Annotated in this window: 30 protein-coding genes and 1 riboswitch; of the genes, 15 read left to right on the top strand and 15 right to left on the bottom strand. The window is 72.7% G+C overall.

Going from position 1 to position 24,932, the window contains the following annotated elements; translation table 11 throughout:
• Positions 1-17: 17 nt before the first annotated feature.
• Positions 18-728: a copper homeostasis protein CutC gene (locus tag ACFVYK_RS25425; protein ID WP_389777974.1), complete on the bottom strand. Its 711-nt coding sequence runs from the start codon at positions 726-728 to the stop codon at positions 18-20.
• A gap of 88 nt (positions 729-816) precedes the next feature.
• Here ACFVYK_RS25425 and ACFVYK_RS25420 point away from each other — a divergent pair, with 88 nt between their 5' ends.
• From ACFVYK_RS25420 to ACFVYK_RS25410, 3 genes are all read left to right on the top strand, one after another.
• Positions 817-1,461, top strand: a complete 645-nt coding sequence (locus tag ACFVYK_RS25420; RefSeq protein ID WP_389777973.1) for a hypothetical protein — start codon at positions 817-819, stop codon at positions 1,459-1,461.
• Positions 1,458-2,000, top strand: coding sequence for a GNAT family N-acetyltransferase (locus tag ACFVYK_RS25415; protein ID WP_389777971.1), 543 nt, complete (start codon positions 1,458-1,460; stop codon positions 1,998-2,000). Before ACFVYK_RS25420 ends, ACFVYK_RS25415 begins: the two co-directional genes overlap by 4 nt.
• Before the next feature lie 89 nt (positions 2,001-2,089).
• Positions 2,090-2,371, top strand: coding sequence for a hypothetical protein (locus ACFVYK_RS25410; protein ID WP_389777969.1), 282 nt, complete (start codon positions 2,090-2,092; stop codon positions 2,369-2,371).
• Here ACFVYK_RS25410 and ACFVYK_RS25405 read toward each other — a convergent pair.
• Entirely contained in the window at positions 2,361-2,633 is a 273-nt protein-coding gene (locus ACFVYK_RS25405) for a DUF4031 domain-containing protein (protein ID WP_389777967.1), read from the bottom strand. The genes ACFVYK_RS25410 and ACFVYK_RS25405 overlap by 11 nt on opposite strands.
• 7 nt (positions 2,634-2,640) lie before the next feature.
• Complete coding sequence (locus ACFVYK_RS25400; protein ID WP_389777965.1) at positions 2,641-3,027, bottom strand: hypothetical protein; 387 nt, start codon at positions 3,025-3,027, stop codon at positions 2,641-2,643.
• 364 nt (positions 3,028-3,391) lie between these two features.
• On the opposite strand from ACFVYK_RS25400, the gene murQ reads away from it, so the two are divergent.
• The 4 genes from murQ to ACFVYK_RS25380 are packed head-to-tail and all read left to right on the top strand — an operon-like array spanning position 3,392 to position 6,764.
• Positions 3,392-4,327, top strand: coding sequence for an N-acetylmuramic acid 6-phosphate etherase (murQ, locus tag ACFVYK_RS25395; protein ID WP_389777963.1), 936 nt, complete (start codon positions 3,392-3,394; stop codon positions 4,325-4,327).
• A gap of 16 nt (positions 4,328-4,343) precedes the next feature.
• Positions 4,344-5,798, top strand: a complete 1,455-nt coding sequence (locus ACFVYK_RS25390) for a PTS transporter subunit EIIC (protein ID WP_389777961.1) — start codon at positions 4,344-4,346, stop codon at positions 5,796-5,798.
• A gap of 20 nt (positions 5,799-5,818) precedes the next feature.
• Complete coding sequence (locus ACFVYK_RS25385; RefSeq protein ID WP_389777960.1) at positions 5,819-6,160, top strand: hypothetical protein; 342 nt, start codon at positions 5,819-5,821, stop codon at positions 6,158-6,160.
• A 34-nt stretch (positions 6,161-6,194) separates the two neighbouring features.
• The gene (locus ACFVYK_RS25380; RefSeq protein WP_389777958.1) at positions 6,195-6,764 is read left to right on the top strand and encodes a hypothetical protein; all 570 of its coding nucleotides are present in this window, start codon (positions 6,195-6,197) and stop codon (positions 6,762-6,764) included.
• Positions 6,765-6,926: 162 nt separating this feature from the next.
• On the opposite strand, the gene ACFVYK_RS25375 is transcribed toward ACFVYK_RS25380, so the two are convergent.
• From ACFVYK_RS25375 to ACFVYK_RS25365, 3 genes are all read right to left on the bottom strand, one after another.
• Complete coding sequence (locus ACFVYK_RS25375) at positions 6,927-8,054, bottom strand: NADH:flavin oxidoreductase (protein WP_389777957.1); 1,128 nt, start codon at positions 8,052-8,054, stop codon at positions 6,927-6,929.
• Positions 8,055-8,223: 169 nt separating this feature from the next.
• Positions 8,224-8,451: a hypothetical protein gene (locus tag ACFVYK_RS25370; RefSeq protein WP_389777955.1), complete on the bottom strand. Its 228-nt coding sequence runs from the start codon at positions 8,449-8,451 to the stop codon at positions 8,224-8,226.
• The gene (locus ACFVYK_RS25365; protein WP_389777953.1) at positions 8,448-8,675 is read right to left on the bottom strand and encodes a hypothetical protein; all 228 of its coding nucleotides are present in this window, start codon (positions 8,673-8,675) and stop codon (positions 8,448-8,450) included. Before ACFVYK_RS25365 ends, ACFVYK_RS25370 begins: the two co-directional genes overlap by 4 nt.
• 110 nt (positions 8,676-8,785) lie before the next feature.
• On the opposite strand from ACFVYK_RS25365, the gene ACFVYK_RS25360 reads away from it, so the two are divergent.
• The 3 genes from ACFVYK_RS25360 (at position 8,786) to ACFVYK_RS25350 (ending at position 10,125) form a co-directional block, all read left to right on the top strand.
• Entirely contained in the window at positions 8,786-9,628 is an 843-nt protein-coding gene (locus tag ACFVYK_RS25360) for a helix-turn-helix domain-containing protein (RefSeq protein ID WP_389777951.1), read from the top strand.
• Entirely contained in the window at positions 9,609-9,800 is a 192-nt protein-coding gene (locus ACFVYK_RS25355) for a DUF397 domain-containing protein (protein WP_389777949.1), read from the top strand. Before ACFVYK_RS25360 ends, ACFVYK_RS25355 begins: the two co-directional genes overlap by 20 nt.
• Before the next feature lie 220 nt (positions 9,801-10,020).
• Positions 10,021-10,125, top strand: a complete 105-nt coding sequence (locus ACFVYK_RS25350) for a type II toxin-antitoxin system RelE/ParE family toxin (RefSeq protein WP_389777947.1) — start codon at positions 10,021-10,023, stop codon at positions 10,123-10,125.
• Positions 10,126-10,226: 101 nt separating this feature from the next.
• Here the strand turns inward: ACFVYK_RS25350 and groL are convergent, their stop codons facing one another.
• From groL to thrC, 4 genes are all read right to left on the bottom strand, one after another.
• Entirely contained in the window at positions 10,227-11,849 is a 1,623-nt protein-coding gene (gene groL, locus ACFVYK_RS25345) for a chaperonin GroEL (RefSeq protein WP_355706037.1), read from the bottom strand.
• 381 nt (positions 11,850-12,230) lie between these two features.
• On the bottom strand, positions 12,231-12,437 hold the full coding sequence (locus ACFVYK_RS25340) for a cold-shock protein (protein WP_007493268.1): 207 nt from the start codon (positions 12,435-12,437) through the stop codon (positions 12,231-12,233).
• A gap of 450 nt (positions 12,438-12,887) precedes the next feature.
• Entirely contained in the window at positions 12,888-13,163 is a 276-nt protein-coding gene (locus ACFVYK_RS25335) for a MoaD/ThiS family protein (protein WP_389777945.1), read from the bottom strand.
• Complete coding sequence (thrC, locus tag ACFVYK_RS25330) at positions 13,160-14,458, bottom strand: threonine synthase (RefSeq protein WP_389777944.1); 1,299 nt, start codon at positions 14,456-14,458, stop codon at positions 13,160-13,162. Before thrC ends, ACFVYK_RS25335 begins: the two co-directional genes overlap by 4 nt.
• Positions 14,459-14,476: 18 nt before the next feature.
• A riboswitch (SAM riboswitch) is annotated at positions 14,477-14,643 on the bottom strand.
• Positions 14,644-14,812: 169 nt separating this feature from the next.
• On the opposite strand from thrC, the gene ACFVYK_RS25325 reads away from it, so the two are divergent.
• Positions 14,813-15,757, top strand: a complete 945-nt coding sequence (locus ACFVYK_RS25325) for a glucosyl-3-phosphoglycerate synthase (protein WP_389777942.1) — start codon at positions 14,813-14,815, stop codon at positions 15,755-15,757.
• Between the two features lie 102 nt (positions 15,758-15,859).
• A complete protein-coding gene (locus tag ACFVYK_RS25320) occupies positions 15,860-17,275 on the top strand; it encodes a trehalose-6-phosphate synthase (RefSeq protein WP_389777940.1) in 1,416 nt (471 codons plus the stop codon).
• Here ACFVYK_RS25320 and otsB read toward each other — a convergent pair.
• Genes otsB through ACFVYK_RS25305 form a run of 3 tightly spaced genes read right to left on the bottom strand, consistent with a single transcriptional unit; the run spans position 17,263 to position 19,681 of the window.
• Positions 17,263-18,147: a trehalose-phosphatase gene (gene otsB / locus ACFVYK_RS25315; protein WP_389777939.1), complete on the bottom strand. Its 885-nt coding sequence runs from the start codon at positions 18,145-18,147 to the stop codon at positions 17,263-17,265. The genes ACFVYK_RS25320 and otsB overlap by 13 nt on opposite strands.
• A gap of 29 nt (positions 18,148-18,176) precedes the next feature.
• Positions 18,177-18,422 carry a DUF3263 domain-containing protein gene (locus ACFVYK_RS25310; RefSeq protein ID WP_069770550.1) on the bottom strand — a complete coding sequence of 82 codons (246 nt, stop codon included), beginning with the start codon at positions 18,420-18,422 and terminating at the stop codon, positions 18,177-18,179.
• Between the two features lie 35 nt (positions 18,423-18,457).
• A complete protein-coding gene (locus ACFVYK_RS25305) occupies positions 18,458-19,681 on the bottom strand; it encodes an ABC transporter substrate-binding protein (protein ID WP_389778016.1) in 1,224 nt (407 codons plus the stop codon).
• Between the two features lie 182 nt (positions 19,682-19,863).
• Here ACFVYK_RS25305 and ACFVYK_RS25300 point away from each other — a divergent pair, with 182 nt between their 5' ends.
• The 3 genes from ACFVYK_RS25300 (at position 19,864) to ACFVYK_RS25290 (ending at position 23,112) form a co-directional block, all read left to right on the top strand.
• The gene (locus tag ACFVYK_RS25300; protein ID WP_389777937.1) at positions 19,864-20,805 is read left to right on the top strand and encodes an ROK family protein; all 942 of its coding nucleotides are present in this window, start codon (positions 19,864-19,866) and stop codon (positions 20,803-20,805) included.
• The gene (gene nagA, locus ACFVYK_RS25295) at positions 20,805-22,046 is read left to right on the top strand and encodes an N-acetylglucosamine-6-phosphate deacetylase (protein ID WP_389777935.1); all 1,242 of its coding nucleotides are present in this window, start codon (positions 20,805-20,807) and stop codon (positions 22,044-22,046) included. The genes ACFVYK_RS25300 and nagA overlap by 1 nt, the downstream gene beginning before the upstream one ends.
• A gap of 136 nt (positions 22,047-22,182) precedes the next feature.
• Positions 22,183-23,112, top strand: a complete 930-nt coding sequence (locus ACFVYK_RS25290) for a 1-phosphofructokinase family hexose kinase (protein WP_389777933.1) — start codon at positions 22,183-22,185, stop codon at positions 23,110-23,112.
• A gap of 16 nt (positions 23,113-23,128) precedes the next feature.
• Here the strand turns inward: ACFVYK_RS25290 and ACFVYK_RS25285 are convergent, their stop codons facing one another.
• Entirely contained in the window at positions 23,129-24,085 is a 957-nt protein-coding gene (locus ACFVYK_RS25285) for a carbohydrate-binding protein (RefSeq protein ID WP_389777931.1), read from the bottom strand.
• A gap of 119 nt (positions 24,086-24,204) precedes the next feature.
• On the bottom strand, positions 24,205-24,932 hold a 728-nt coding region (locus ACFVYK_RS25280), incomplete at its 5' end, for a diguanylate cyclase domain-containing protein (protein ID WP_389777929.1).

Below are 24,932 nucleotides of genomic sequence, written 5' to 3'. Positions count from 1 at the left end.
ACCCGACCCGCCCCGGGTCACTGCGGCTGTTCGGCGTCCAGTGCGTGTCGCCAGCGTCGGACGGACTGCTCCGACACCGGGCCGGTCCAGCCGTCGGGGCGGGCCGCGCCGCCGATGTGGAAGGCGTTCAGGCCGGCGGAGCGCAGGCGCGGCACGTGGTCGAGGCGCAGGCCGCCGCCGACCAGGAGCTGCTGCTCGTAGCCGGGCTCGGCATGCCGGGCCGCCTCGGTGAGGAGGGTGGGCAGTCCGGCGTCGACGCCGGCGGCGGAGCCGGCCGTGAGGTAGGTGTCCAGTCCGGGAAGGCCGTCCAGCTGTTTGCGCAGGGCGTCGCGGTCGGCGGCGTGGTCGAGGGCGCGGTGGAAGGTCCAGGGGCAGCCGTCCAGTTCGGCGACGACCCGTTCCACCGCGGCCAGGTCCACCGAGCCCTGCGCGTCGAGGAAGCCGAGCACGAACTCCTCGGCGCCGGCCTCGCGCAGCTCGCCGGCGGTCCGCACGAGGCGGTCGACGTCCTTGGCGTCGCCCGCCGCGAAGCCGTCGGCGAGCCGCACCATCACGCGCAGGGAGAGGTCCACGGCGGCCCGGATGCCGGTGAGCACGGCGATCGACGGGGTGAGCCCGTCGGCGGCCATGTCGGTGACCACTTCGAGGCGGTCCGCGCCTCCGGCCTGGGCGGCGACGGCGTCCTCGGCGTCGAGGGCGATCACCTCCAGAACTGCACGCATGCTCATGGGACCCCATTCGTCGGCGTTCATCGACGCGCTTCGGCTACAGGTCTAGTCCAATTCAAGAATACGCCGGTCGGCGGGACAATGAGGCATGGCCGACATCGACGCCCTGCGCACCCGTTTCAGCCACGCCCTGGAGGGCGTCCGCAGCCCCGCGAGCGGCCCCGACCCCGGGCCGTACGCCGAGGCACTCCTGACCCGCTGGCAGGAGCCGCAGCGCCGCTACCACACGCTCACCCATCTCACCGCGGTCCTCGACCGCGTGGACGAGCTCGCGGACCACGCCGCCGACCCTGACGTCGTCCGGCTGGCGGCCTGGTTCCACGACGCCGTCTATCTGCCCGACCGCTCGGAGAACGAGGAGCGCTCCGCCCGGCTCGCCGAGCGCGCGCTGGCCGAGGCCGGGGCGCCGCCGGAGCGGACCGCCGAGGTCGCGCGGCTCGTCCGGCTCACCGTCGGCCACGACCCGGCCGACGACGACCCCGACGGCCAGGTCCTGTGCGACGCCGACCTCGCGATCCTGGCCGCCCCGCCGGCCGCCTACGCCGCCTACACCGCCGCCGTCCGCGAGGAGTACCACTTCGTGCCGAGCGACGCCTTCCGCGCCGGCCGCGCGGACGTCCTGCGCCGACTCCTCGCACTGCCCCGGCTGTTCAGCACGCCGCACGGCAGCCGGGCGTGGGAGGAGACGGCCCGCTACAACCTGCGGGCCGAACTGGAGCTGCTGACCTCATGACCGCCGCCCCCCACCCGTCCGCCGAACGCCCACGCGCCCCGCGCATCCCCGCCGCACGCCTCACCCTCGAAGGCGTCTCCCCCGGCGCCGCCGCCGGACTGCGCGCGGGCGGCGGCGGAGGCTTCACCTGGCTCGGCGGCGCACCGTTCGAGGGGACGCGGGAAGCCGCCGGGATGGCGGCGACGGCGTACGCCCGCGGGGTGCACCGCCCTGAGTTCGGCCTCTACGTCCTCGTCCGCCGGGCGGACGGTCTGGCCGTCGGCAGCATGGGCTTCCACGCCGCTCCCGACGAGGACGGCCGCACCGAGATCGGCTACGACCTCGTCGAGGCCGCCCGCGGCCGCGGCTACGCCACCGAGGCGCTGCGCGCGCTGGCCGGCTGGGCGCTGGCCCGGGACGACGTCCGGCGCCTGTTCGCGGTCGTCGAGCACGCCAACGCCGCCTCCCGGGCCGTGCTCGAACGGGCCGGCTTCGCCAGGGTCGGCGAAGGCGAGGGCGAGTACGCGTATGAGCTGCGCGGCCGACCGCACCTGACGTAGCCGGTGCCGATCTTCGTCGCTTCCCCTCCGCCGCCCGGCTCGCGCTTCACCCCGGCACGGCCGCGCCGCGCGCGGCCGGATGCGCCGGGGTGAAGCGCCGCGGGAGCGCGCCGGGGGAAACGGGGGAGCGTCACTACGCGGGCCGGTTGCAGCCGGGCGACTGCGACGCGCGGAGCGGCGTCCACGGCATCTGGCGCGAGAACGACACCGGGGACTCCGCGGGCGACGTGGTCTGCTTCCTGTCGGACACCGGCCGGTACGTCTTCCTGTGCAGCTGCTACGACCGGCCCGCGCTGGTCCGGATCACCGGCGCGGACCGGGCGGCGCTCGTCGCCTGGTGGCACACGAGGGAACCGGTGTTCACCGGCTGACGCCGCCGCCCTTGCGCCGGCGCAGGCCGGCCGCCGTCAGCAGCCGCACCACCTCCCGGCTGCTCACCTCGACCGCGCCGGCCGCCACCAGCTCGGCGTACCGGTGCGAGGGGATGTCGTAGTGGTCGCGTTCGAAGGCGCGCCGCGGGACGCCCGACCGCTCGGCGAAGGCGTGCAGTTCGGCGTACGAGACGTCGCTGACGAGGTGGGACCACATCCGGCCGTGCCCCGGCCAGGCGGGCGGGTCGATGTAGACGGTCATGAGGGGCTCACGAGGTCGACGCGCCGCCCGTGGCCGCTCCCAGCGAGCCCACCGACGCGACCTTCACGCCCGCCTTGTGGCACACCCAGTGCGGATCCGGGCCCAGTTCGGGCTCGACCTCGAGGGCGTGCGGGTCGCCGGAGCCGCAGACCGGGCACAGCGGCCAGCGCCCATGGCTCTCCAGCAGGGCGTCCTGCACGTCCTGGGCCACCAGGCCCGCCACGTACGCCGCGCCCTCGGGCCACTGCTCGACCCACCAGCGGCGCTGCACCACGGAGTCCTCGACCATCGACACCACGTCCGCCGCCGCGACCTCGCCCGAGGCGAGATCGGCCAGCACCAGGGCGCGCGCCGCGTGCAGGGTTCGTTCCAGGGGGTTGATGGGGTCGTCCATCCCCCCATTGTGCGCACTCCCGACCGGTACCCGGCCGGAGATGACGTTTCAGGCGTGCCCCAGGACGGGGAAGGGACGTCCGGCGCCACTCCCGCCGCCCCCGCCCTCGCCCTCGCCGCCGAGGACGCACGCCCGCCCCCGCCACGATCCGGCCGCCCGCCCCGCCATGATCCGGCCGCGCGGACCGGCGCCGGCCGCGTCGTACACGGCGTCGGCCCCTCGGCACCGGTAGACCGTAGGGGCGCCGCGCGCCCGGGACCACGCACCCGGTCGCCGCTCCAGCCCGAGCGGTCCCGGACCCGCGGTCCCGCCCCCGCCCCCGAAGCCACCCGTCCGACCCGCACCGGAAAGAGAGCCCGTCCCCATGACGTCCAGCCCGGACCCCCAGGAACTGCGCGCCGCGCTCGAAACGCTGACCACCGAGGCGTTCCGCCCCGACCTGTCCGAGATCGACCGGTTGCCCACCCTGGACATCGCCCGCCTGATGAACGGCGAGGACGCCGCCGTCCCCGCCGCCGTGAGCACGCAACTGCCGGCGATCGCCGCCGTCGTCGACGCCGTGGCCGAGCGGATGGCACGCGGCGGCCGGCTGGTCTACGCCGGCGCCGGCACCGCCGGGCGGCTCGGCGTGCTCGACGCCTCCGAGTGCCCGCCGACCTTCGGCACCGCGCCCGGCCAGGTCGTGGGGGTGATCGCCGGCGGGCCGTCGGCGGTGGTGACGTCGGTCGAGGGCGCCGAGGACTCCCCTGAGCTGGCCGAGGCGGACCTCGCCGCCCTCTCCCTCACGCCCGACGACACCGTGATCGGCGTCTCCGCCTCCGGCCGCACGCCGTACGCCGTCGGCGCGGTGCGGTACGCGCGCTCCCGGGGCGCGCTGACCGTCGCCCTGGCCTGCAACGCGGGCAGCGCGCTGGCCGCGGCCGCCGAGCACCGGATCGAGGTGGTCGTGGGGCCCGAACTGCTCACCGGGTCCACCCGGCTGAAGGCGGGCACGGCGCAGAAGCTGGTGCTGAACATGATCTCGACGGTCACGATGATCCGGCTGGGCAAGACGTTCGGGAACCTGATGGTCGACGTCCGCGCCTCCAACGAGAAGCTGCGCGCCCGGTCCCGGCGGATCGTCGCCCTGGCGACGGGCGCGGCGGACGACACGGTCGAGGCCGCCCTCGCGGCCGCCGGCGGCGAGGTGAAGAACGCGATCCTGGTCGTGCTGGCCGGGGTGGACGGGCCCACGGCCGCCCGCCTTCTGGAGGAGTCCGGGGGACATCTGCGCGCCGCGCTCGTCGCGGCGGGCGGCTGAGCCGCACGCTCGACGGGTGCGCATCGACTCCTCCACCACAGCCGCCGCCATCCTGCCCCTGGTCGGCGGCCCCGCGAACGTCACCTCCGTCGCCCACTGCATGACCCGGCTGCGCCTCGGCCTCGCGGATCCGGCCCGCGTGGACGAGGCCGCGCTGCGGGCCGTGCCCGGGGTCCTCGGGCTCGTCATGGACGACGGCTCCTGCCAGGTGGTCCTCGGTCCGGGCGCGGTGACGCGGGTGACGGCCGCGTTCGAGCGGCTGATCGCCGGCGCCCCGGCCGCCGACCCGCCCGCCGCCGCCGACCCGCCCGCCGCCGACCGGCCCCACGGGGCCGACGCCCCCTCCCCGATCGCGCGCCGCGGGGCTGCGCCGACCGGGCTGCGGGCCGTCCTGCGCCGCCTGGCCGCCGTCTTCCTCCCGCTGATCCCCGCGCTCATCGGCTGCGGGATCCTCGCGGGCGTCGACGGCCTCCTGCTCAACGCCGGTCTGCTGCCGGGCCTCACGCCCGCGCTGACCGCCGTCGCCTCCGGCTTCATGGCGCTGATCGCCGTGTTCGTCGGCTACAACACGGCGCAGGAGTTCGGCGGCACGCCGATCCTGGGCGGCGCGGTCGCGGCGATCGTCGTCCACCCGGGGGTCGCGAAGGTGACGGCGTTCGGGGTGGCGCTCGCCCCCGGCCAGGGCGGGGTCCTCGGCGCGCTGGCGGCGGCCCTGCTGGCGACCCGCGTGGAGAAGTGGTGCCGCCGCCGGGTCCCGCCGACGCTGGACGTGCTCCTCACCCCGACCCTGACGGTCCTCGTCGCGGGCCTCGGCACGCTGTACGGGCTGATGTACGCGGCCGGCGCGGTGTCCTCGGCCGTCGGCACGGCGGCGAACTGGCTGCTGGCGACGACGGGCGCGTTCGCCGGTCTCGTCCTGGGCGGCCTCTTCCTGCCCCTGGTGACGCTGGGCCTGCACCAGGCCCTCATCCCCGTCCACGCCACACTCATCGAGCAGCAGGGCTACACGGTCCTGCTGCCCGTCCTGGCGATGGCGGGCGCGGGCCAGGTCGGCGCGGCGATGGCGGTGTACGTCCGGCTGCGCCCCGACGCGCCCCTGCGCACGACGATCAGGTCGGCCCTGCCGGCCGGTCTGCTGGGCGTCGGCGAGCCCCTGATCTACGGGGTGTCGCTGCCGCTGGGCCGTCCCTTCGTGACCGCCTGCGCGGGCGGGGCGGCCGGCGGGGCCTTCGTCGGGTTCTTCGCGATGCTCGGCGACCGGGTGGGGGCGACGGCGATCGGCCCGTCCGGCTGGGCGCTGTTCCCGCTGCTGGCGGGCAACCGGGGGCTGGGCGCGACGGCGGCGATCTACGCGGGCGGGCTGCTGACGGGGTACGCGGTCGGCTTCGCCGCGACCTACGCCTTCGGCGGGGTGACGGCGGCGGTCGCGGCCCGGGAGGCCGCCGCCGCCCGGGACCCGCTCGGCGTGTGAGACGAGCGCGGGAGAGGAGGATGGGAACCATGCTCGTCGTCGAGATCCATGTGCCGTTGTCCCCCGCGCCGGACCTGCCGGAGGGCGCGTACCCGTACCCCTGGATCGAGGACGTCGAGGACTTCCTGGCCGAGCTGGAGGAGTCGGGCCGGGCGGAGGTCTTCGACGAGGGCGTGGAGCACGGCGACCGCTACGTCTTCTTCCTCACGGGAGCGCCGGAGCAGACCCTGCTGGCGCAGGCGGCCCGGGCGGCCGCGCTGCCCGGGGTTCCGGCCGGGGGCTTCGCGGTCGTGAGCGACGACCCTGGGGACGGCGTCGGGCGCGGACGGCGGGCGGAGCTGCCGCCGCCGGCCGACGCCTGACCGCCACCCCGGGCCCCGCCCTACCCTTGGTGCCATGAACCACGCCCAGCTCACCGCGCTCGGTCGTGCCCTCCGGCTGCTCGGCGAGCACGGCGACGCCCTGACCGCCGACACGCCCGACGCCCGGCTGCACGAGATCAAGGCCGATGTGCGCCGCGCCCTGGAGCTGCTGGACGACAGCGTCGTCGGGGCCGCGCCCACCACCCGTTGCGCCGAGCACCCGGGCGGCCCGGTCGACGAGGCGGCCCACGACCTGTGCCTGCTGTGCGAGACGCGCCGCCGGACGGCCCGCCGCGCCGAGTACAACGGCCCCGCGCCGCAGGCGCCGTACACCGCCCCCGCGCCGTCCCGGTACGGCGCCCGCGGCGACCGCCCGCAGCCGCAGCAGCGCTGGCTGGCGGAGCTGTGGAGCGGCCAGGAGTGGCAGCTGTGCGGGACGCCCCGACGGGACCGGCGCGAGGCCGAGCTGTACATCACAGCCCTGCGCCGCGGCTCCCGGCCCGCGATGGCCTACCGGCTGGTGCACGAGTTCACCGACTACGAGGTGCTGCGGGTCTGGGGCACCCCGGTGAAGGTCGACATCGAGCCCCTCGGGAACCTCTAGGATCAGGCCTTCACCTGAGCGGTCTCCCCGACCACGCCGACGGCCTCGGCCGGGTCCCGCTCCACGGACCCCGGGGGCCCGTGGACGCGTCGGAAGCTCCGGAAGCGGGCGTCCGGAAGAAGAAGGGCCGTCAGCTCCCGGACCGCGCCCGCGAGGCGTCGCTCAGCCGAGGGTCCGCAGGGCGGCGGCGTCGAAGGGCTTCAGCTCCTCGAAGCGGCCGGCGAGCACCTTGGCCGCCCACTCCGGGTCCTGAAGCAGCGCGCGCCCGACGGCCACCATGTCGAACTCGTCGCGCTCCAGCCGGTCGAGGAGGTCGTCGATGCCCTTGACCGGGGCGCCCTCGCCCGCGAAGCCCTTCAGGAACTCACCGTCGAGGCCGACCGAGCCGACCGTGATGACGGGCTTCCCGGTCAGCTTCTTCGTCCAGCCCGCGAGGTTGAGGTCGGAGCCGTCGAACTCCGGGAGCCAGTAGCGGCGGGTGGACGCGTGGAAGGCGTCGACCCCGGCCTCGGCGAGCGGGGCGAGGATGGCCTCCAGCTCCTCGGGCGTCTCGGCGAGCCGCGCGTCGTACGCCCCCTGCTTCCACTGCGAGTAGCGGAAGATCACCGGGAAGTCGGCCGAGACGGCGTCCCGGACGGCCGCGACGATCTCGGCGGCGAACCTGGCACGGGCCACCGGGTCGCCGCCGTAGGCGTCGGTGCGGCGGTTGGTGCCGGCCCACAGGAACTGGTCGATCAGGTAGCCGTGGGCGCCATGGATCTCGACGCCGTCGAAGCCGATGCGCTCGGCGACGGCCGCGGACTCGGCGAACGCGCCGATGACGTCGTCCAGGTCGCTCTGGGTCATGGCCCTGCCGGCGCCCTCGGCGCCGTCGAGACGGATGCCGGAGGGCCCGACGGCGGGCGCGTCCGCGTACGGCGGCTCACCCTGCTTGCGCACCATGCCGATGTGCCACAGCTGCGGCACGATCGTCCCGCCGCCCGCGTGCACCGCCTCGGCGACCTTCGCCCAGCCGGCGAGCTGCTCCTCGCCGTGGAACCGGGGCACCCGGTCGCTCTGCCCCGCCGACTCGTGCCCGACGTACGTCCCCTCGGTGACGATGAGTCCGACACCGGCGGCGGCGCGACGCCCGTAGTATGACACGACGTCCTCGCCGGGAACGCCGCCCGGGGAGAACATGCGCGTCATGGGGGCCATGGCGATGCGGTTCGGGACGGTCAGTCCGTTGATGGAGACCGGCCGGGACAGGATCTCGGCGGCGCGGGAGGGGGCGGACGGGGTGATGCTCACGTGGGGGACTCCTCGTGACGGGGGACCGGCTGGCGGCCCGGTCGCTTGACCAGCTGGTATGTGCACATGCATTGAGTGCCTTCCTCGCACAACCACCCCGGCTCCCGGGCCATTCCGACCACCACGCCGAACCCCCTGTGATCCAGGCCACCTACACCTGAACAGCGGCCTACGACGGCGCCGGTATCGGCGGTTCGGTGGCCGCACGGGCGCGGGCGTCGCGGTTCAGCCTGCGCACCCGCTCCCGCAGCACCTCCTCCGCCGACGCCTGCGCCACGTCCTCCGGCAGACAGTCCCACTCCCGCCCGCCGCCCACCGGCCGGAGCTGCACCCGGCCGCCCACCCGCCCCATGACCTCCCCGATCCGCCCGCTCCGCGCGTCCAGGACGTACGTCACGTGCCCCGCCCCGTCCCCCGCAGCGCCGCCGCCAGCCGCGAGGCCACGCGCAGGTTGCAGCGGCCCAGGTCCACCAGGGCGTACGGGTCGCCGTGCGCGCCCGACACCGGGTCGATCCGCAGCGAAGGCAGGATGATCCCCGCCTCGTGCAGGGCGGCCCGCAACTGCTCCACGGCCTCCTGTACCGACCGGGCGGGCCGGTCGCCCGCCGTCGTCTCCGTCATGCGGTCCCTCCACTCTGAGTGTTCGCGTTCACCACACAGCGTGGCCGCCCCGCTCTAACCTGGCCAGATACGGCGTCCCAACAACCACGTCTGTAGGACAGGGGGTTGCCATGCCAGGTCCGAAGGACCTCGATCCGTCGTCGTCACCGCGAGCACTACTGGGCGCGGAGCTGCGGCACGCACGGGAAAAGAAGGGGCTGAGCCAGGCGAACCTGGGCGAGAGGCTGTTCGTCAGCGGCTCGTTCATCGGCCAACTGGAGGCCGGAACACGGCGGATGCTTCTGGAGTACGCCGTCAAGATCGACGAAACCCTGGGGACGAACGGCTTCTTCGAGCGCAACTGCACGGCCTCCACGAACTCCAAGTACGCGCACCACTTCGCCGAGGCTGTGGAAGCGGAGGAACTCGCCACGTCGATCAGGCAGTTCACCACCACCCTGCTCCCCGGCCTTCTCCAAACGCCGTGCTACGCGGAGGCCCTGTTTCGCGCTTACTGGCCGACGGAACCGGACGTCAGGATCGACGAACTGGTGACCACGCGGATGGAACGGACCCGCCTCCTCGACGATCCAACAACCCCGCTGTTGTGGGTGGTCCTGGACGAAGCGGCCCTGCGTCGTCCCGTAGGCGGTGCGGCCGTCACGGCGGAGGCCCTCCACCACGTGGCGGCTCTCGCTCAGCGGCGGCGGATCATCATGCAAGTGCTCCCGTTCAGCGCAGGCGCCATCGGATCCCAGGTAAGCGGCATCAAGCTCATGTACTTTCCCGACGCCCCTCCGCTCTCCTACGTCGAGGGCATCGACGTGGGACGGCTGATGGACGACCCGGCGACCGTCGCCCGCCACGAGCTGACATTCGACCTGCTCAGGGCGAGCGCGCTCTCCCCGTGCGATTCCCTGGCCCTGCTCGGATCCGTGGCAGAGGATTACGCGCATGAAGCGACACAGCCCTGAGTCCTGGTACAAGTCGAGCTACAGCGGCGCCGACAACGGCGACTGCCTCGAAGTCGCCGTCGGCGACCCCGCCCTCGTCCCCGTCCGTGACTCCAAGGCCCCCCTCGGCCCGAGGCTCGTGTTCCGGGCCGAGGCGTGGGCGGTGTTCGTGGAGAACCTCAAGGACAGCTGATCCGCCCGGGCCCGAGGCTCAAGCACCCAGCGCCGAGCCCCTTGCGCAAGGAACGGGTGGTGGGTCTCAACCCACCCACCCACCGGACGAGTTGACGCGGAGCGGCCGACTCGCCACGGAAGGTCCCCAAGCTCCAGCGTGCGCACAACGAAACAGCCCCCGAACGGTGCCGGCAACACCTGCGGGGGTCTCACCTACGAGATCGATCGAGAGTCGACCTGTGGCCGGCTACTTCCGGCTGCACGTGGGCGACTGGCGCGTGCTGTACCGGTCGGACGACGACGCGGTCACCGTCTTCGTGCCGAGGGCCGGCCGCAGAAGCTGACGTCGCCCGGAGCGCACCCCGGGAACGCCCGAGGGCGGCACCCCCCGTTTCCGGGAAGTGCCGCCCTCGGTCGAAGGACAGGCGATCAACCGTGAGGTCGATCAGAAGTCCATGTCACCGCCCGGCATGCCGCCGCCGGCGGGCGCGGACGCCTTCTCCGGCTTGTCGGCGATGACGGCCTCGGTGGTCAGGAACAGCGCGGCGATGGAGGCGGCGTTCTGCAGGGCAGAGCGCGTCACCTTCGCCGGGTCGATGATGCCCTCGGCGATCATGTCGACGTACTCACCGGTCGCGGCGTTGAGGCCGTGGCCGATGGGAAGGTTGCGGACCTTCTCCACGACGACGCCACCCTCGAGACCGCCGTTGACGGCGATCTGCTTGAGCGGGGCCTCCAGTGCGATGCGCACGGCGTTGGCGCCGGTCGCCTCGTCACCCTCGAGCTCCAGCTTCTCGAAGACGGCGGAAGCCTGGATGAGCGCCACGCCACCACCGGCGACGATGCCCTCCTCGACGGCGGCCTTCGCGTTGCGGACGGCGTCCTCGATGCGGTGCTTGCGCTCCTTGAGCTCCACCTCGGTGGCGGCGCCGGCCTTGATGACCGCGACACCGCCGGCGAGCTTCGCCAGGCGCTCCTGCAGCTTCTCGCGGTCGTAGTCCGAGTCGCTGTTCTCGATCTCGGCGCGGATCTGGTTGACCCGGCCGGCGACCTGGTCCGAGGAACCGGCGCCGTCGACGATGGTGGTCTCGTCCTTGGTGATGACGACCTTGCGGGCCTTGCCGAGCAGGTCGATGGTCGTGTTCTCGAGCTTGAGACCGACCTCCTCGGAGATGACCTCGCCACCGGTGAGGATGGCGATGTCGTTCAGCATCGCCTTGCGGCGGTCGCCGAAGCCGGGGGCCTTGACCGCGACGGACTTGAAGGTGCCGCGGATCTTGTTGACGACCAGGGTCGACAGGGCCTCGCCCTCGACGTCCTCGGCGATGATCAGCAGCGGCTTGCCCGACTGCATGACCTTCTCGAGGAGCGGGAGCAGGTCCTTGACGTTCGCGATCTTGGAGTTCGCGATGAGGATGTACGGGTCGTCGAGGACGGCCTCCATACGCTCCATGTCGGTGGCGAAGTACGCCGAGATGTAGCCCTTGTCGAAGCGCATGCCCTCGGTGAGCTCGAGCTCCAGACCGAAGGTCTGGGACTCCTCGACCGTGATGACGCCTTCCTTGCCGACCTTGTCCATGGCCTCGGCGATGAGCTCGCCGATCTGGGTGTCGGCGGCGGAGATGGAGGCCGTGGAAGCGATCTGCTCCTTGGTCTCGACATCCTTCGCCTGCTCCAGCAGGGCGCCGGAGACGGCCTCGACGGCCTTCTCGATGCCACGCTTGAGGGCCATCGGGTTGGCGCCGGCGGCGACGTTGCGCAGGCCTTCCTTGACCAGGGCCTGGGCCAGGACAGTCGCGGTCGTCGTGCCGTCACCGGCTACGTCGTCCGTCTTCTTCGCGACTTCCTTGACCAGCTCGGCGCCGATCTTCTCGTACGGGTCCTCGAGCTCGATCTCCTTGGCGATGGAGACACCATCGTTGGTGATCGTGGGGGCGCCCCACTTCTTCTCGAGGACGACGTTGCGGCCCTTGGGGCCGAGCGTCACCTTCACGGCGTCCGCGAGCTGGTTCATGCCGCGCTCGAGGCCGCGCCGTGCCTCCTCGTCGAACGCGATGATCTTGGCCATGTGAAGTGGTCCTCCCGGACTGGGGTGGATTGCTCCGGACCGCGCTGGCGCCCGCGACGGACGGCTCGCCGGCCTCGTGGTTCCTTGCCCCACCTGGCCTGCGGGCCTCACCGACCCGGTCCTTCGTTGTCACTCTCACCTTCAGAGTGCTAACGCCAATGATTAGCACTCGACCCCTGAGAGTGCAAGCGCCTCCCCGAGAACGACGCCCTTCCGGACCCCTCGCGCGCCCCCTTCCGGACACGCCCGCCGACCAGCCGCGGGCGTGCCCGGCCGCGGGCACGTGCGCGTGCGCGGGCGCACCGAAGGGCTCGCACCCCGAGGAGGTGCGAGCCCTTCGACAGATGTACAGAAGAACGACGCTGTCAGTCGGCGCGTGCTTCAGCCGGTCGCGAGTCGGACCATGTCCGCCTGCGGCCCCTTCTGGCCCTGCGAGATCTCGAAATCGACCCGCTGACCCTCTTCCAGGGTGCGGTAGCCGTCCATCTGAATCGCGCTGTAGTGGACGAAAACATCCGCACCACCGTCGACCGCGATGAAGCCGTACCCCTTCTCCGCGTTGAACCACTTGACGGTGCCCTGAGCCATGCCTAACTCCCCTATTACTGGCCCTTGCACAGATCCACACTTCGCGGATCCGGGTCATACCTCACCCCCCATTGGTTGGGGGCGTGCGCCGGAACGCGTCGACCGCGGCCGAATGTATCTGTCCAACTGCCCTCTGCAACAGGTCAGTCGGACGAGAATTCTGGACGCAAGGGATCCGGAATGTGGCGAGAATTCACCTGAATTCAGGGCAAGTCGGGCCCTGTAAAAGCCGCAAAAGCCACAGAAGGAGCACGCACTTTGGCTGCTTCTTGTCGGGCCGGGGCAGAAATCAAAGGCTCCGGATCCGATGATCCGGACCGGGTTCCCCAACTGTATCGCGCTCAACCACATCGAATTGCCCCCTCCGCTTCTATCGCGGAGAGGGCAATTCGATGAACACTCGGTAATCGCTGTTACCGACGGTTACTACCGGCGGGTACGGAACAGCGGTCAGCCACCGGCCACGGCGGGGATGATCGAGACGCCGGCGCCGTCGGGCGTCGCCGTCTCCAGACCCTGCTCGAAGCGCACGTCGTCGTCGTTCACGTACACGTTGACGAACCGGCGCAGCTTGCCCTGGTCGTCCAGGACGCGCGCGGCGATGCCGGTGTGGTTCTTCTCCAGATCGGAGATGACCTCGCCCAGGGTCGTCCCCTCGGCGGCGACCTCGGCCTTGCCGCCCGTGTAGGTGCGCAGGATGGTCGGGATGCGGACGTTGACGCTCATGCGAGGCCAGCCTCTCGGAAAGAGTCCAGGGTCGGGCGGATGGTCGCGGTCAGGCCGGTGCCGGCCACCGCGTCCAGGGTCTTCAGGCCGTCGCCCGTGTTGAGGACGACGGTCGTCTTCGTGGGGTCGAGGAGACCGTTCTCGATCAGCTTGCGCGTCACGCCCACCGTCACCCCGCCGGCGGTCTCCGCGAAGATGCCCTCGGTCCGCGCCAGGAGCTTGATCGCGTCGACGACCTGCTCGTCGTTCACGTCCTCCACCGCGCCGCCGGTGCGCCGGGCGATGTCGAGGACGTAGGGGCCGTCCGCCGGGTTGCCGATGGCCAGCGACTTGGCGATGGTGTTCGGCTTCTGGGGGCGCACCACGTCGTGCCCGGCCTTGTAGGCCACCGACACCGGGGAGCAGCCCTCCGCCTGCGCGCCGAAGATCTTGTACGGCTTGTCCTCGACGAGCCCGAGCTTGATCAGCTCCTGCAGCCCCTTGTCGATCTTCGTGAGCTGCGAGCCGGAGGCGATCGGCACGACGAGCTGGTCGGGCAGGCGCCAGCCGAGCTGCTCGCAGATCTCGTAGGCCAGCGTCTTGGACCCCTCGGCGTAGTACGGCCGCAGGTTGACGTTGACGAAGCCCCAGCCCTCGCCCGCCGCATCGCCGATGAGCTCGGAGCAGAAGCGGTTGACGTCGTCGTAGTTGCCCTCGATGCCGACGAGTTCGCCGCCGTAGATCGCGGCCATGACGACCTTGCCCTGCTCCAGGTCGTGCGGGATGAACACGCAGGACCGGAACCCGGCCCGGGCGGCCGCCGCGCCCACCGCGCCGGCCAGGTTGCCGGTGGAGGAGCAGGACAGCGTGGTGAAGCCGAACGCGCGGGCGGCCTCGATGGCCTGGGCGACCACGCGGTCCTTGAAGGAGTGCGTCGGGTTGCCGGAGTCGTCCTTGACGAACAGCTTCCCGGCGTCGACGCCCAGCTCGCGGGCGAGGTTGTCGGCCTGCACGAGCTTGGTCCAGCCGGGGTTGATGTTCGGCTTGTCCGCCACGTCGGCCGGGACGGGCAGGAGCGGCGCGTAGCGCCAGATGTTCGCGGGTCCCGCCTCGATGCGCTTGCGGAGCTCCTCCGTGTCGTAGGAGGAGAAGTCGTAGGCGATCTCGAGCGGGCCGAAACACTCCTCGCAGGCGAAGACCGGGCCGAGGGGGACGCGGTGACCGCACTCTCGGCAGCTCAGCGCCGCGGCGGGACCGAGGTCCACGGAAGAGGTCGGCGTAGGGTCGGTGGTGCTTGCAACAGTCTGCGCAGCCATGTGAGGCGAGGCCCTTTCTCCTCATCTTCCTCACGACGCATCTCGCCGTGAGACGGATTTGGCACCTTCCCGAGCCGGGAGCCTCGCGGAGCCGTCACCGAAGCGGATCGGTGAGCGGTACGAGACCGGCTGGAGGGTTGCCGGGGCTTCATCGGGCCGTGTCCCTCTGCCCCTCTGGATGAGCGGTATGAAGTTGTGAACGGCGGGGACCTCGGACATGCGATGGTCATCCGCGTTGTTCAAGACTGTAACCGAAGGCCAGGACAGTTGAGAGAGTCGTCCGAACCGCGAGATGGATCACACGGTCACCTCCCGTGCACCCGGTGTGATCACGACAGTGAGGAGCCGTGGACTGTGCTGGAAGAAACCGAGCGCTGGCTGGCCACCCGCTCCTGGTCGGTGACCGATCGCCCGCTGCACCGCGTCCTGGCCGCGAAGCGTGCCACGAACCAGACGGTGTCCGTCGTCCTGCCCGCGTTGAACGAGGAGGAGACGGTCGGCGACATCGTCGCCGTCATCCGTCACGACCTCATGCACCAGGTCCCGCTCGTCGACGAGATCGTCGTCGTCGACTCGGGATCGACCGACCGCACCTCGGAGGTCGCCGCGGCGGCCGGCGCGCGGGTCGTCCACCGCGACGCCATCCTGCCGCGCATACCGGCCGTGCCCGGCAAGGGCGAGGTCCTGTGGCGCTCGCTGCTGGTCACCAGCGGGGACGTCGTCTGTTTCATCGACGCGGACCTGCGGGAGTTCTCCTCCGACTTCGTCGCGGGGATCGTCGGCCCGCTGCTCACCGACCCGGACGTGGACCTCGTCAAGGCCATGTACGACCGTCCCCTCGGCGGGGCCGCCGGCCAGGGCGGGAGGGTCACCGAACTCATGGCCCGCCCGCTGCTCAACATGCACTGGCCGCAGCTGGCCGGGTTCGTGCAGCCGCTCGGCGGCGAGTACGCGGCCCGCCGCACCCTGCTGGAGCAGCTGCCCTTCCCCGTCGGCTACGGCGTGGAGCTGGGCATGCTGGTCGACGCCCTGCACCTGGTGGGCCTGGACGCCCTCGCCCAGGTCGACGTCGGCGTGCGCAAGCACCGCCACCAGGACGGCCAGGCCCTCGGCCGGATGGCGGCGGCCATCTACCGCACCGCGCAGCTGCGGCTGGCCCGCGGACACCTGATCCGCCCGGCCCTCACCCAGTTCGAGCGGGGCGCGGAGGGCTTCGAGCCGCGCACCTACTCCGTGGACACCGAGGAACGCCCGCCGATGACGCAGATCGCCGAGTACGCGACCCGCAAGGTGGCCTGACCGCGGGCCACGCCATGGCCCCCGCCGCCCGGGTGACGAGATGGCCCCGGGCGAACGGGTGCGAACGTTTGGGCCTTCGGAGGCCGGGCTAGGTTGAGGCGTATGTCTACCACGCACGAAACGGCTGCTCGGGGTACTGCTCAGGTGCTGGTCGCGTCCAATCGCGGCCCGGTCTCCTACGAGGTGCGCGAGGACGGCTCACTGCACGCGAAACGCGGCGGCGGCGGGCTGGTCTCCGGGCTGTCGGCCATCGGCCCCGAGGCGGACGCCCTCTGGGTGTGCTCGGCGCTCTCCGACGGTGACCGGGAGGCGGTCGCGCGCGGGGTCGGCGAGGAGGGCGTGCGGATGCTGCCCGTCCCGGCCGACGTGCACGCCGACGCCTACAACGGCATCGCCAACTCGGTGCTCTGGTTCGTCCACCACATGCTGTACCAGACGCCGTTGGAGCCGGTCTTCGACGCGGAGTTCCGCCGCCAGTGGGCGGCCTACGAGACGTACAACCGGGCCTTCGCGGAGGCGCTGGCGCAGGAGGCGGCGGACGGCGCCGCCGTCCTCGTCCAGGACTACCACCTGTGTCTGGTCCCCGGGATGCTCCGCGAACTGCGGCCGGACCTGCGGATCGGCCACTTCTCACACACGCCCTGGGCGCCGGTGGACTACTTCGGCCTGCTGCCCGACGACATCCGCGAGCGGCTGCTGACGGGCATGCTCGGCGCGGACCGCCTGGGCTTCCTGACCCGTCGCTGGGCGGACGCGTTCAGCGCCTGCTGCACGGAGTTCGCCGGGGGGCCGGGCAAGACGCGGGTGGGCGTGCACGGTCTGGGCGCGGACGGCGACTTCCTGCGGGAGCGCTCGCGCCGGCCGGACGTCGACGAGCGCATGGCCGCCCTGCGCGCGGAGATCGGCGAGGGACGCAGGACGATCGTCCGCGTCGACCGCACCGAGCTGTCCAAGAACATCGTGCGCGGTCTGCTGGCCTACCGGCAGCTCCTCGACGACCACCCGGAGTGGCACGAGCGGGTGGTGCACGTGGCCTTCGCCTACCCCTCGCGCCAGGACCTGGCCGTCTACCGGGACTACATGGCCCAGGTGCGGCAGCTGACGGAGGAGATCAACTCCGCCTACGGCACGCCCGGCTGGACGCCGGTCCTGCTGAACCTCAAGGACGACTTCGCCCGCTCGCTGGCCGCCTACCGGCTGGCCGACGTGGCTCTGGTCAACCCCATCCGCGACGGCATGAACCTGGTCGCCAAGGAAGTGCCGGTCGTCTCCGACGAGGGCTGCGCGCTGGTCCTGTCCCGGGAGGCCGGGGCGTACTGGGAGCTGCGCGACGACGCGATCGTCGTCAACCCCTACGACGTCCTGGAGACCGCCCGGGCCCTGCACGAGGGGCTGACGATGGAGCCGCGGGAGCGGGCGGAGCGCACCGAGCGCCTGTCGGCGGCGGCGACCGCGCTCCCCCCGGCCCGGTGGTTCCTGGACCAGCTGAACGCCCTGCGCGAGCCTCAGCCCAGCTGAGCGGCGAGCGCCCGCAGCAGCGCGACGACCCCGTCCGGCCCGTCCACGACGAGGTCGGCGCGCTCCGCCAGCTCGCCGACCTCGGCGCTGCCGCTGCACACCAGCAGGCCGGGGACGCCCTCGGAGCGGAGTTGCTCCACGGCGGCGAAGGCCGGCAGGTCGCCGAGGTCGTCGCCGGCGTAGAGGACGGATCCGGCGCCGGTCTCGCGGACGTGCTCCAGCAGGGCCACGCCCTTGTCCATGCCCGGCGGGCGCAGTTCCAGGACCATGCGGCCGGGCTCGACGATCAGGCCGTGCCGGGTCGCCAGGTCGGTCAGGGGGCCGCGCAGGGCGTCGAAGGCGGCCTGCGGGTCGTCGGCGCGGCGGGTGTGGACGGCGACGGCCCGGCCGCCCTTCTCCTCGATCCAGACCCCGGGCCGGTCGCCGGCCGCCGCCAGGACCGCGGGAAGCCCGGCGCGGACGGCGGCCACGCCCGGGTGCGGGGCGGGGGCGCTCAGGGCGCCGGTGCGGGCGTCCCAGCGTTCGGCGCCGTAGTGGCCGAGGACGGCGAGGTGCGCCAGCCCGTCCACCCCGGCGAATCCGCCGTGCCGCACGGCGACCTCGGCGGGCCGCCCGGTGACGACGGCCACCGCGGCGATCTTCGGCGCGAGGGCCGCGAGCGCGGGGACGGCGCCGGGGTGGGCCCGCGCGTCCTCGGGGTTCTCGACGATCGGCGCCAGGGTGCCGTCGAAGTCGAGGGCGACCAGGGCGGCCGACGGCCGTGCCGTGATCGCGTCCAGCGCGGCGCGGCCGGCCGCGGTGACGGGAACGGGGAGGGGAAGGGATCCGGGTGCCGTGGAGTGCGTCCCGTGCTGCGTCTCTTGGGTGCCCATACCGCGACGATAGCCAACGGCCGGTCCGGCTACCGCTCCGCCCGCCGCGCTTCGCGCACCCTGCGCAGCCTGTTCACCGTGACCGGGTCGTGGGCCAGCGCCCGCGGGTCGTCGAGCAGGGCGTTCAGGAGCTGGTAGTAGCGGACCGGGGACAGGTCCAGCTCCTCGCGTATCGCCCGCTCCTTCGCGCCGGGCCCGGGGAAGCCGCGCCGCTCCAGGGCGAGGACGCCCCGCTCCCGCGCCCCCAGCCCGTCCGTGTCCGCTCGCCGTTCCATGCCCGCACGGTAGCGCCCCCCACCGACATCGCGGCTCATTCGCCGGACGCGGTCTCCGCCGCCGTGGCCGCGGTCTGCAGCGCGCCCAGCACGTCGGCCGGGCTGCCGTTCTCGGTCACGATCCCGCCGATGCGCTTCTTGATCTCCGCGCTGACCGTGGCCCAGGAGGTCCGTCCGACGGGGTAGCTCTCGGAGAGCGGGAGCTCCTCCAGGAAGGGCTGGAGGTCGGCGTCCTGCGGGGCCGCGCCCATCACCAGGGAGGCCGAGGTGGTGACGGGCAGCAGGTCGTACTCGCGGGAGAAGTCGAGGACGTTCTTCTCGCTGTAGACGAAGTCGAGGAAGTCGCCGATCTGCTCGCGGTGCCCGTTCTGCTTGAAGGCGGTCATCCAGTCGGCGACGCCCAGGGAGGACTTGCTCGGGCCGTCGAGGCCGGGCATCGGCACCATGCCGAACTTCACGCCCTTGCGCTGGGCGGCCTTCATCAGCGAGGGATGCCCGTTGAGCATGCCCACGTCGCCGGCGGTGAACGCGGCGAACGCCGCGGCCCGGTTCAGCTTGCCGGGGGCGACCGGTCCGGTGAGGCCCTTGCCGACCAGCTCGTCCTTCAGCCAGTCGAACGTGTCGACGTTCTCGGCGGAGTCGAGGCTGTAGCTGCTGACGGTCTGGGTGTAGCCGCCCCCGCCGCTGAGCAGCCACTGCAGGGTCTCGGCCTGTGCCTCCTCGGGCCCGAGGGGCAGCGCGTAGGGGTACTTCACGCCCTGTGCCTTGAGCGCCCTGGCGTCCTTGGCGAGTTCGGCCCAGGTGGTGGGCGCGCTGATGCCGGCCTTGGCGAAGAGGGTCTTGTTGTAGAACAGCAGCCGCGTGGAGGAGGCGAACGGCAGGCCGTACTGCACGCCGCGCACCTTGCCCGCGTCGGCGAGCCGGGGCACGAAGTCGGCCTCGACGGGGATGGAGACCACGTCGCCGACCTTGTAGAGCCGGTCGGCGGCGGCGTAGTCCGCGTACGCGCCGATCTGCGCCATGTCGGGGGCCCTGCCCTCGTCGACCATGGCCTTGACCTTGGCGTCGACGTCGTTCCAGGAGTACACGGTGACGTCGACGGTGACGCCCGGATGGTCCTTCTCGTACGCCTTGACGAGCTGGTCCCAGTACTTCTTGGAACTGTTGGCGCCGCTGTCGCCGTAGTCGGCGGCGACGAGCCGGAGAGTGACGTCGTCGGAGCCTCCGGTCAGTCCGCAGCCGGCGAGGACCGCCGCCATGCCGAGGGCGGACGCCGCCGCGATCGTCCCTGACTTTCGTGCCCGCTGCACCGAACCGCTCCCATCGCCGTCTGACTGGCCGAGCAACTGATTGCTCATACCAATGGATCCGTTATCCGGAGTAAGGTCTACACCACCCAGTGGACTAGACCTCTCGCGGGTCCGCGGGCCACACTGTCCCCGTGAGACATGTCATCGCCCTCGACGTGGGCGGCACCGGGATGAAGGCCGCCCTCATCGGCGCGGACGGCGCCGTGCTGCACCGCGCCCGCCGGGTCACCGGGCGCGAACACGGCCCCGACGCCGTGGTCTCCGCCATCCTCGACTTCGCCGCCGACCTGCGCGAACAAGGAGCCGAGCGGTTCGGCGAACCCGCCGCGGCGGCCGGCGTCGCCGTCCCCGGCATCGTCGACGAGGCGAACGGCGTCGCCGCCTACGCGGCCAACCTGGGCTGGCGGGACGTCCCCCTGCGCGCCCTCCTCGCCGACCGCCTCGGCACTCCCGTCGCCCTGGGCCACGACGTGCGCACCGGCGGCCTCGCCGAGGGCCGGATCGGCGCGGGCCGCGGCGCGGACCGGTTCCTGTTCGTGGCCCTGGGCACCGGCATCGCCGGCGCGATCGGCGTCGACGGCCGGGTGGAGGCGGGCGCGCACGGCTTCGCCGGCGAGATCGGCCATGTCGTCGTACGCCCCGGCGGAACCCCCTGCCCGTGCGGGCAGCGCGGCTGCCTGGAGCGGTACGCCTCGGCGGCGGCGGTCGGCGAGGCGTGGGCGGCGGCCGCCGGGGACCCGGACGCCGACGCCGCGCACTGCGCGAAGGCCGTCGCGGCCGAAGACCCCGACGCCGTCCGGGTCTGGCAGCGAGCCGTGGACGCCCTCGCCGACGGCCTGGTCACCGCCGTCACCCTGCTGGACCCGCGCACGCTCGTCATCGGTGGCGGGCTCGCCGAGGCCGGGGAAACCTTGTTCACACCGCTGCGGGAAGCGGTCCGCCGCCGGGTGACCTTCCAGAAACTCCCGGAGATCGTCCCCGCGGCCCTGGGCGACGGCGCCGGCTGCCTGGGCGCGGGACTGCTCGCCCGGGATCTCCTCGACACAACCGACGGCATGGAGGTAACCCCCTGATGGCCACCCCCCTAGGGGCGCGGGACGCGACACCGAGCGGCCCCGCCGCGAGCGCGCGACCGGCCACGACGCACCCGCGGCCCGCTGCCGGCGCACGCAGGCAGGTGCTCACCGGCGCCCGGGTGGTGCTGCCCACCGGCACGGTGCCCGACGGACGCGTGACGATCGACGGCACGAAGATCGCCGCCGAAGCGCCGCACGGGACCCCGCAGGGAACCCTCGTCGACGTGTCCGGACACTGGCTGGTGCCCGGCTTCGTCGACCTGCACAACCACGGCGGCGGCGGAGCCTCCTTCTCCGGTACGGCGGAGGACGTCCACCGGGCCGTCCACACCCACCGCCTGCACGGCACCACCACCCTCGTCGCCTCGACCGTCACCGACGACATGGACGTCCTCGTCCGCCAGGCCGGCCTGCTGAGCGAGCTGGCCGAGCAGGGCGACCTGGCCGGCATCCACTTCGAGGGTCCCTTCATCTCGCCCTGCCGCAAGGGCGCGCACTCCGAGGCGCTCCTGCGCGACCCGGACCCGGCCGAGGTCCGCAAGCTGATCGACGCGGCGCGCGGCCAGGCCAGGATGCTGACCCTCGCGACGGAACTCCCTGGCGGCCTGGACTCCGTACGGCTGCTCGCCGAACACGGCGTGATCGCCGCCGTCGGGCACACCGACGCCACCTACGAGCAGACGGTTCAGGCCATCGAGGCCGGAGCCACCGTCGCCACCCACCTCTTCAACGCGATGCCGCCCCTCGGGCACCGCGCCCCCGGACCGATCGCCGCCCTCCTGGAGGACGAGCGGGTGACGGTCGAGCTGATCAACGACGGCACGCACCTGCACCCGGCCGCCCTGGAACTGGCGTTCCGGCACGCGGGCCCGGGCCGGGTCGCGTTCATCACGGACGCGATGGACGCCGCCGGCATCGGCGACGGCCGCTACCTGCTCGGCCCGCTGGAGGTCGAGGTCAGCGAGGGCGTCGCCCGCCTCGTGGAGGGCGGCTCGATCGCCGGCTCCACCCTCACGCTGGACCGCGCCTTCCAGCGGGCGGTGACCGTCGACCGCATCCCGGTCGAGGACGTGGTCGCGGCCCTGTCCGCCAACCCGGCCCGCCTGATCGGCATGGACGACCGCATCGGCTCCCTGGAGCCCGGCAAGGACGCCGACCTGGTCCTGCTGGACGAGGACTTCGAGGTCAAGGGCGTGATGCGCAAGGGGGTTTGGGCAGTGGATCCCCAACTGGCCTGAAACGTCCGCCCGTACGGCGCCGGTGGCCGACCCGAGCACTGGGCCGGTCGCCGTCTCTTTGGCATGATCAGGCCTCCGGAAGCGCGGAAGCCGCGCCTACGGCCCGTACGCGTGCCCGTCGAGGGAGGTCGGCCCCGTGATCCTCACCGTCACCCTGAACACCGCTCTCGACCTCACGTATCACGTGCCCGCGCTGCGACCGCGCGCCTCGCACCGGGTGAGCGACGTACGGGAGCGGCCCGGCGGCAAGGGGCTGAACGTCGCCCGGGTGCTGGCGGCCCTCGGCCACGAGGTGACGGTGACCGGTTTCACGGGCGGCGCCACCGGCCGGCGCGTGCGGGAACTGCTCACCGGCACAGCGGGGGTGACGGACGCGCTCGTGCCCGTCGCCGGCGCCACCCCCCGCACCATCGCCGTCGTCGACTCCGGCGCCGGCGACACCACGCGGCTCAACGAACCCGGCCCGGTCATCGCGCCGGCCGAGTGGTCCGCCTTCCAGGAGGCGTACGGGGGGCTGCTCGGCGACGCCGACGCGGTGGCCCTGTGCGGCAGCCTGCCGCCGGGGGTGCCGGTGGGCGCGTACGCGCTCCTGGTGCGCGAGGCGCGGGCCGCGGGCGTCCCCGTCCTGCTGGACACCAGCGGGGAGCCGCTGCGCCGGGGGATCGCCGCCCGCCCGGACATCGTCAAGCCGAACGCCGACGAACTCGCCGAACTGACCGGCTCCCACGAGCCGTTGCGCGCGACCCAGGACGCCCGCAGGCGCGGGGCCCGGTCGGTGGTGGCCTCACTCGGCGCCGGCGGCCTGGTCGCGACGACCCCGGAGGGCCGCTGGCGCGCCACTCCGCCGGCCCGCGCCCGCGGCAACCCGACGGGCGCCGGCGACTCCGTGTGCGCGGGCCTGCTGTCGGGCCTGGTCGAACACCTCGCCTGGCCGGACCGCCTGTCCCGAGCGGTAGCCCTGTCCGCGGCGACGGTCCCGACCCCGACAGCGGGCGAGTTCGACCGGGCGGCCTACGAGGCGCTGCTGCCCACGATCACCCTCACCGCAGAGGCCACGGCGGCGTGAGCCCCGGGCAGGCCGGTCAGTTCTTGACCTGACCGGCCTTCAAGTACAACTGGTCGAGCAGGACGTTGCACTTGTCGCCGTCCTGGCAGGAGACCGAGATCGTGTTGGTGCCCTTGGTCAGCGCGGGCCATGCGTAGGTCTTCGTCCAGCCCTTGGCGAAGTCGCCGTCCTTGGCATGGGCGAAGTTACCCAGGTTGAGCTTGCTGCCGAAGGTCTTGCCGTTCACGGTGAGCGTCATCGACTGGTCTTCACCGGCGGCGCTGTAGTGCGCGAAGACGGTGTAAGTGCCGTCGGACGGGATGCCGTCGACCGTCCAGGTGACAGAGTTCCCGACCTGGTTGAGGTTGCCGACGTAGACGCCGCCGGCGGCGTCCGCGCCCTTGACGTCCGAGGCCAGCGCGGCGGAGCCGCCCAGGCTCAGCGCCTTCGCGTCGATGGCGGGCAGGTCCGCCTTGCTGTCGTCACCGGAGGCCGACGCGCTCGGCGAGGGGCTTCCCGACGCGTCGGCCGAGGACGAGACCTGGGCGCCCGCCTTGTTGTCGTCGTTTTTGTCGGAGTCGCCGCCCGCCATCGCCACCGCGATGCCGATCACGACCGCGGCGACCACCGCCACCGCGCCGATCAGCAGGCCCTTGGTGTTCGGGCCACGACCGCGTCCGCCGCCGTTCTGCGCGGGCTGCCGACCGGTGGGGGTTCCGCCGCCGAAGTTCTCGGGCGCCGCGTAGTGCGCGTTCGGCCGGCCGTACGCGGCTTGCTGCGGGACCGTGGGCGGCTGTCCGTACTGCGCCGTCTGCTGCTGCGACTGCTGTCCGTTGCGGCGCTCGCCGACCGCGCGCACTCTGCTGACCGAGTTCGGGTAGCCGTAGCCACCACCGGACGGCGGCTGGGCGCCGTTGGCCTGGCCGTCGGCGTAGAGGTAGCCGAACGGGTCGTCGTCCTCGGGCGTGCTGGCCCCGTTGTTGCCGGACGTCATCCCTTGGTACTCCTCAGCAGTGCGGGTCGGATGCGATGATGCGGTCAGACTGGCGAGCCTACCCGCTCCGGATGGCCCAAACAGGTGACTCTTCCCGCATCAGCTCGCTGACCTGGTGATCATCCGGCCCGTCGGTGCTGTTTGGGACGAGATCGTTTCTCGACGTACATGCGCTCGTCGGCGGACTTCAGCACTTCGTCCGCGGTCATCCCGCAATGCGCCCAGCCGATGCCGAAGCTGGCGCCCACCCGCACGGCCCGGCCCTCGGCGCGGATCGGCTGGATGATCTCGTTGCGCAGGCGTACGGCGAGGTCGGCGGCGTCGGCGCGGCCGAGGCCGTCGGCGAGGATCACGAACTCGTCGCCGCCGAGCCGGGCGACCGTGTCGCCGTCGCGGACCTGGCGGGAGAGCCGGCGGGCGACCTCGATGAGCACCGCGTCCCCCGCGTTGTGCCCGAACCGGTCGTTGATCGACTTGAAGCCGTCGAGGTCGCAGAAGAGGACCGCGAGCCCCTTGGCGCCGTCGTCGCGGTCGTCCTCGGGGGCGGCGGTGTGCACATGGTGGTCGTAGCCGTCGAAGGACTCCGCGCCGCCGGGCCGGTAGTCAAAGCCGTCCCCGTGGGCGTCGAAGGCGACGTGGCCGAAGCCCGTGTCCATGGCGTCGACGACCGCGGGATGGGTGGACTGGGGGCGCTGACAGAGCCGGGCGGACAGGCGCGAGCGCAGTTCCGCGGAGTTCGGCAGGCCGGTGAGGGAGTCGTGCGAGGCGCGGTGGGCGAGCTGGAGCTCGCGGCGCTTGCGGTCCTCTATGTCCTCGACGTGGGTGAGCAGGAAGCGCGGCCCGTCGG

This window comes from Streptomyces sp. NPDC058291, from assembly GCF_042880855.1.
Taxonomy (GTDB): domain Bacteria; phylum Actinomycetota; class Actinomycetes; order Streptomycetales; family Streptomycetaceae; genus Streptomyces.
This window is presented reverse-complemented; position numbering and strand designations above follow the sequence as displayed.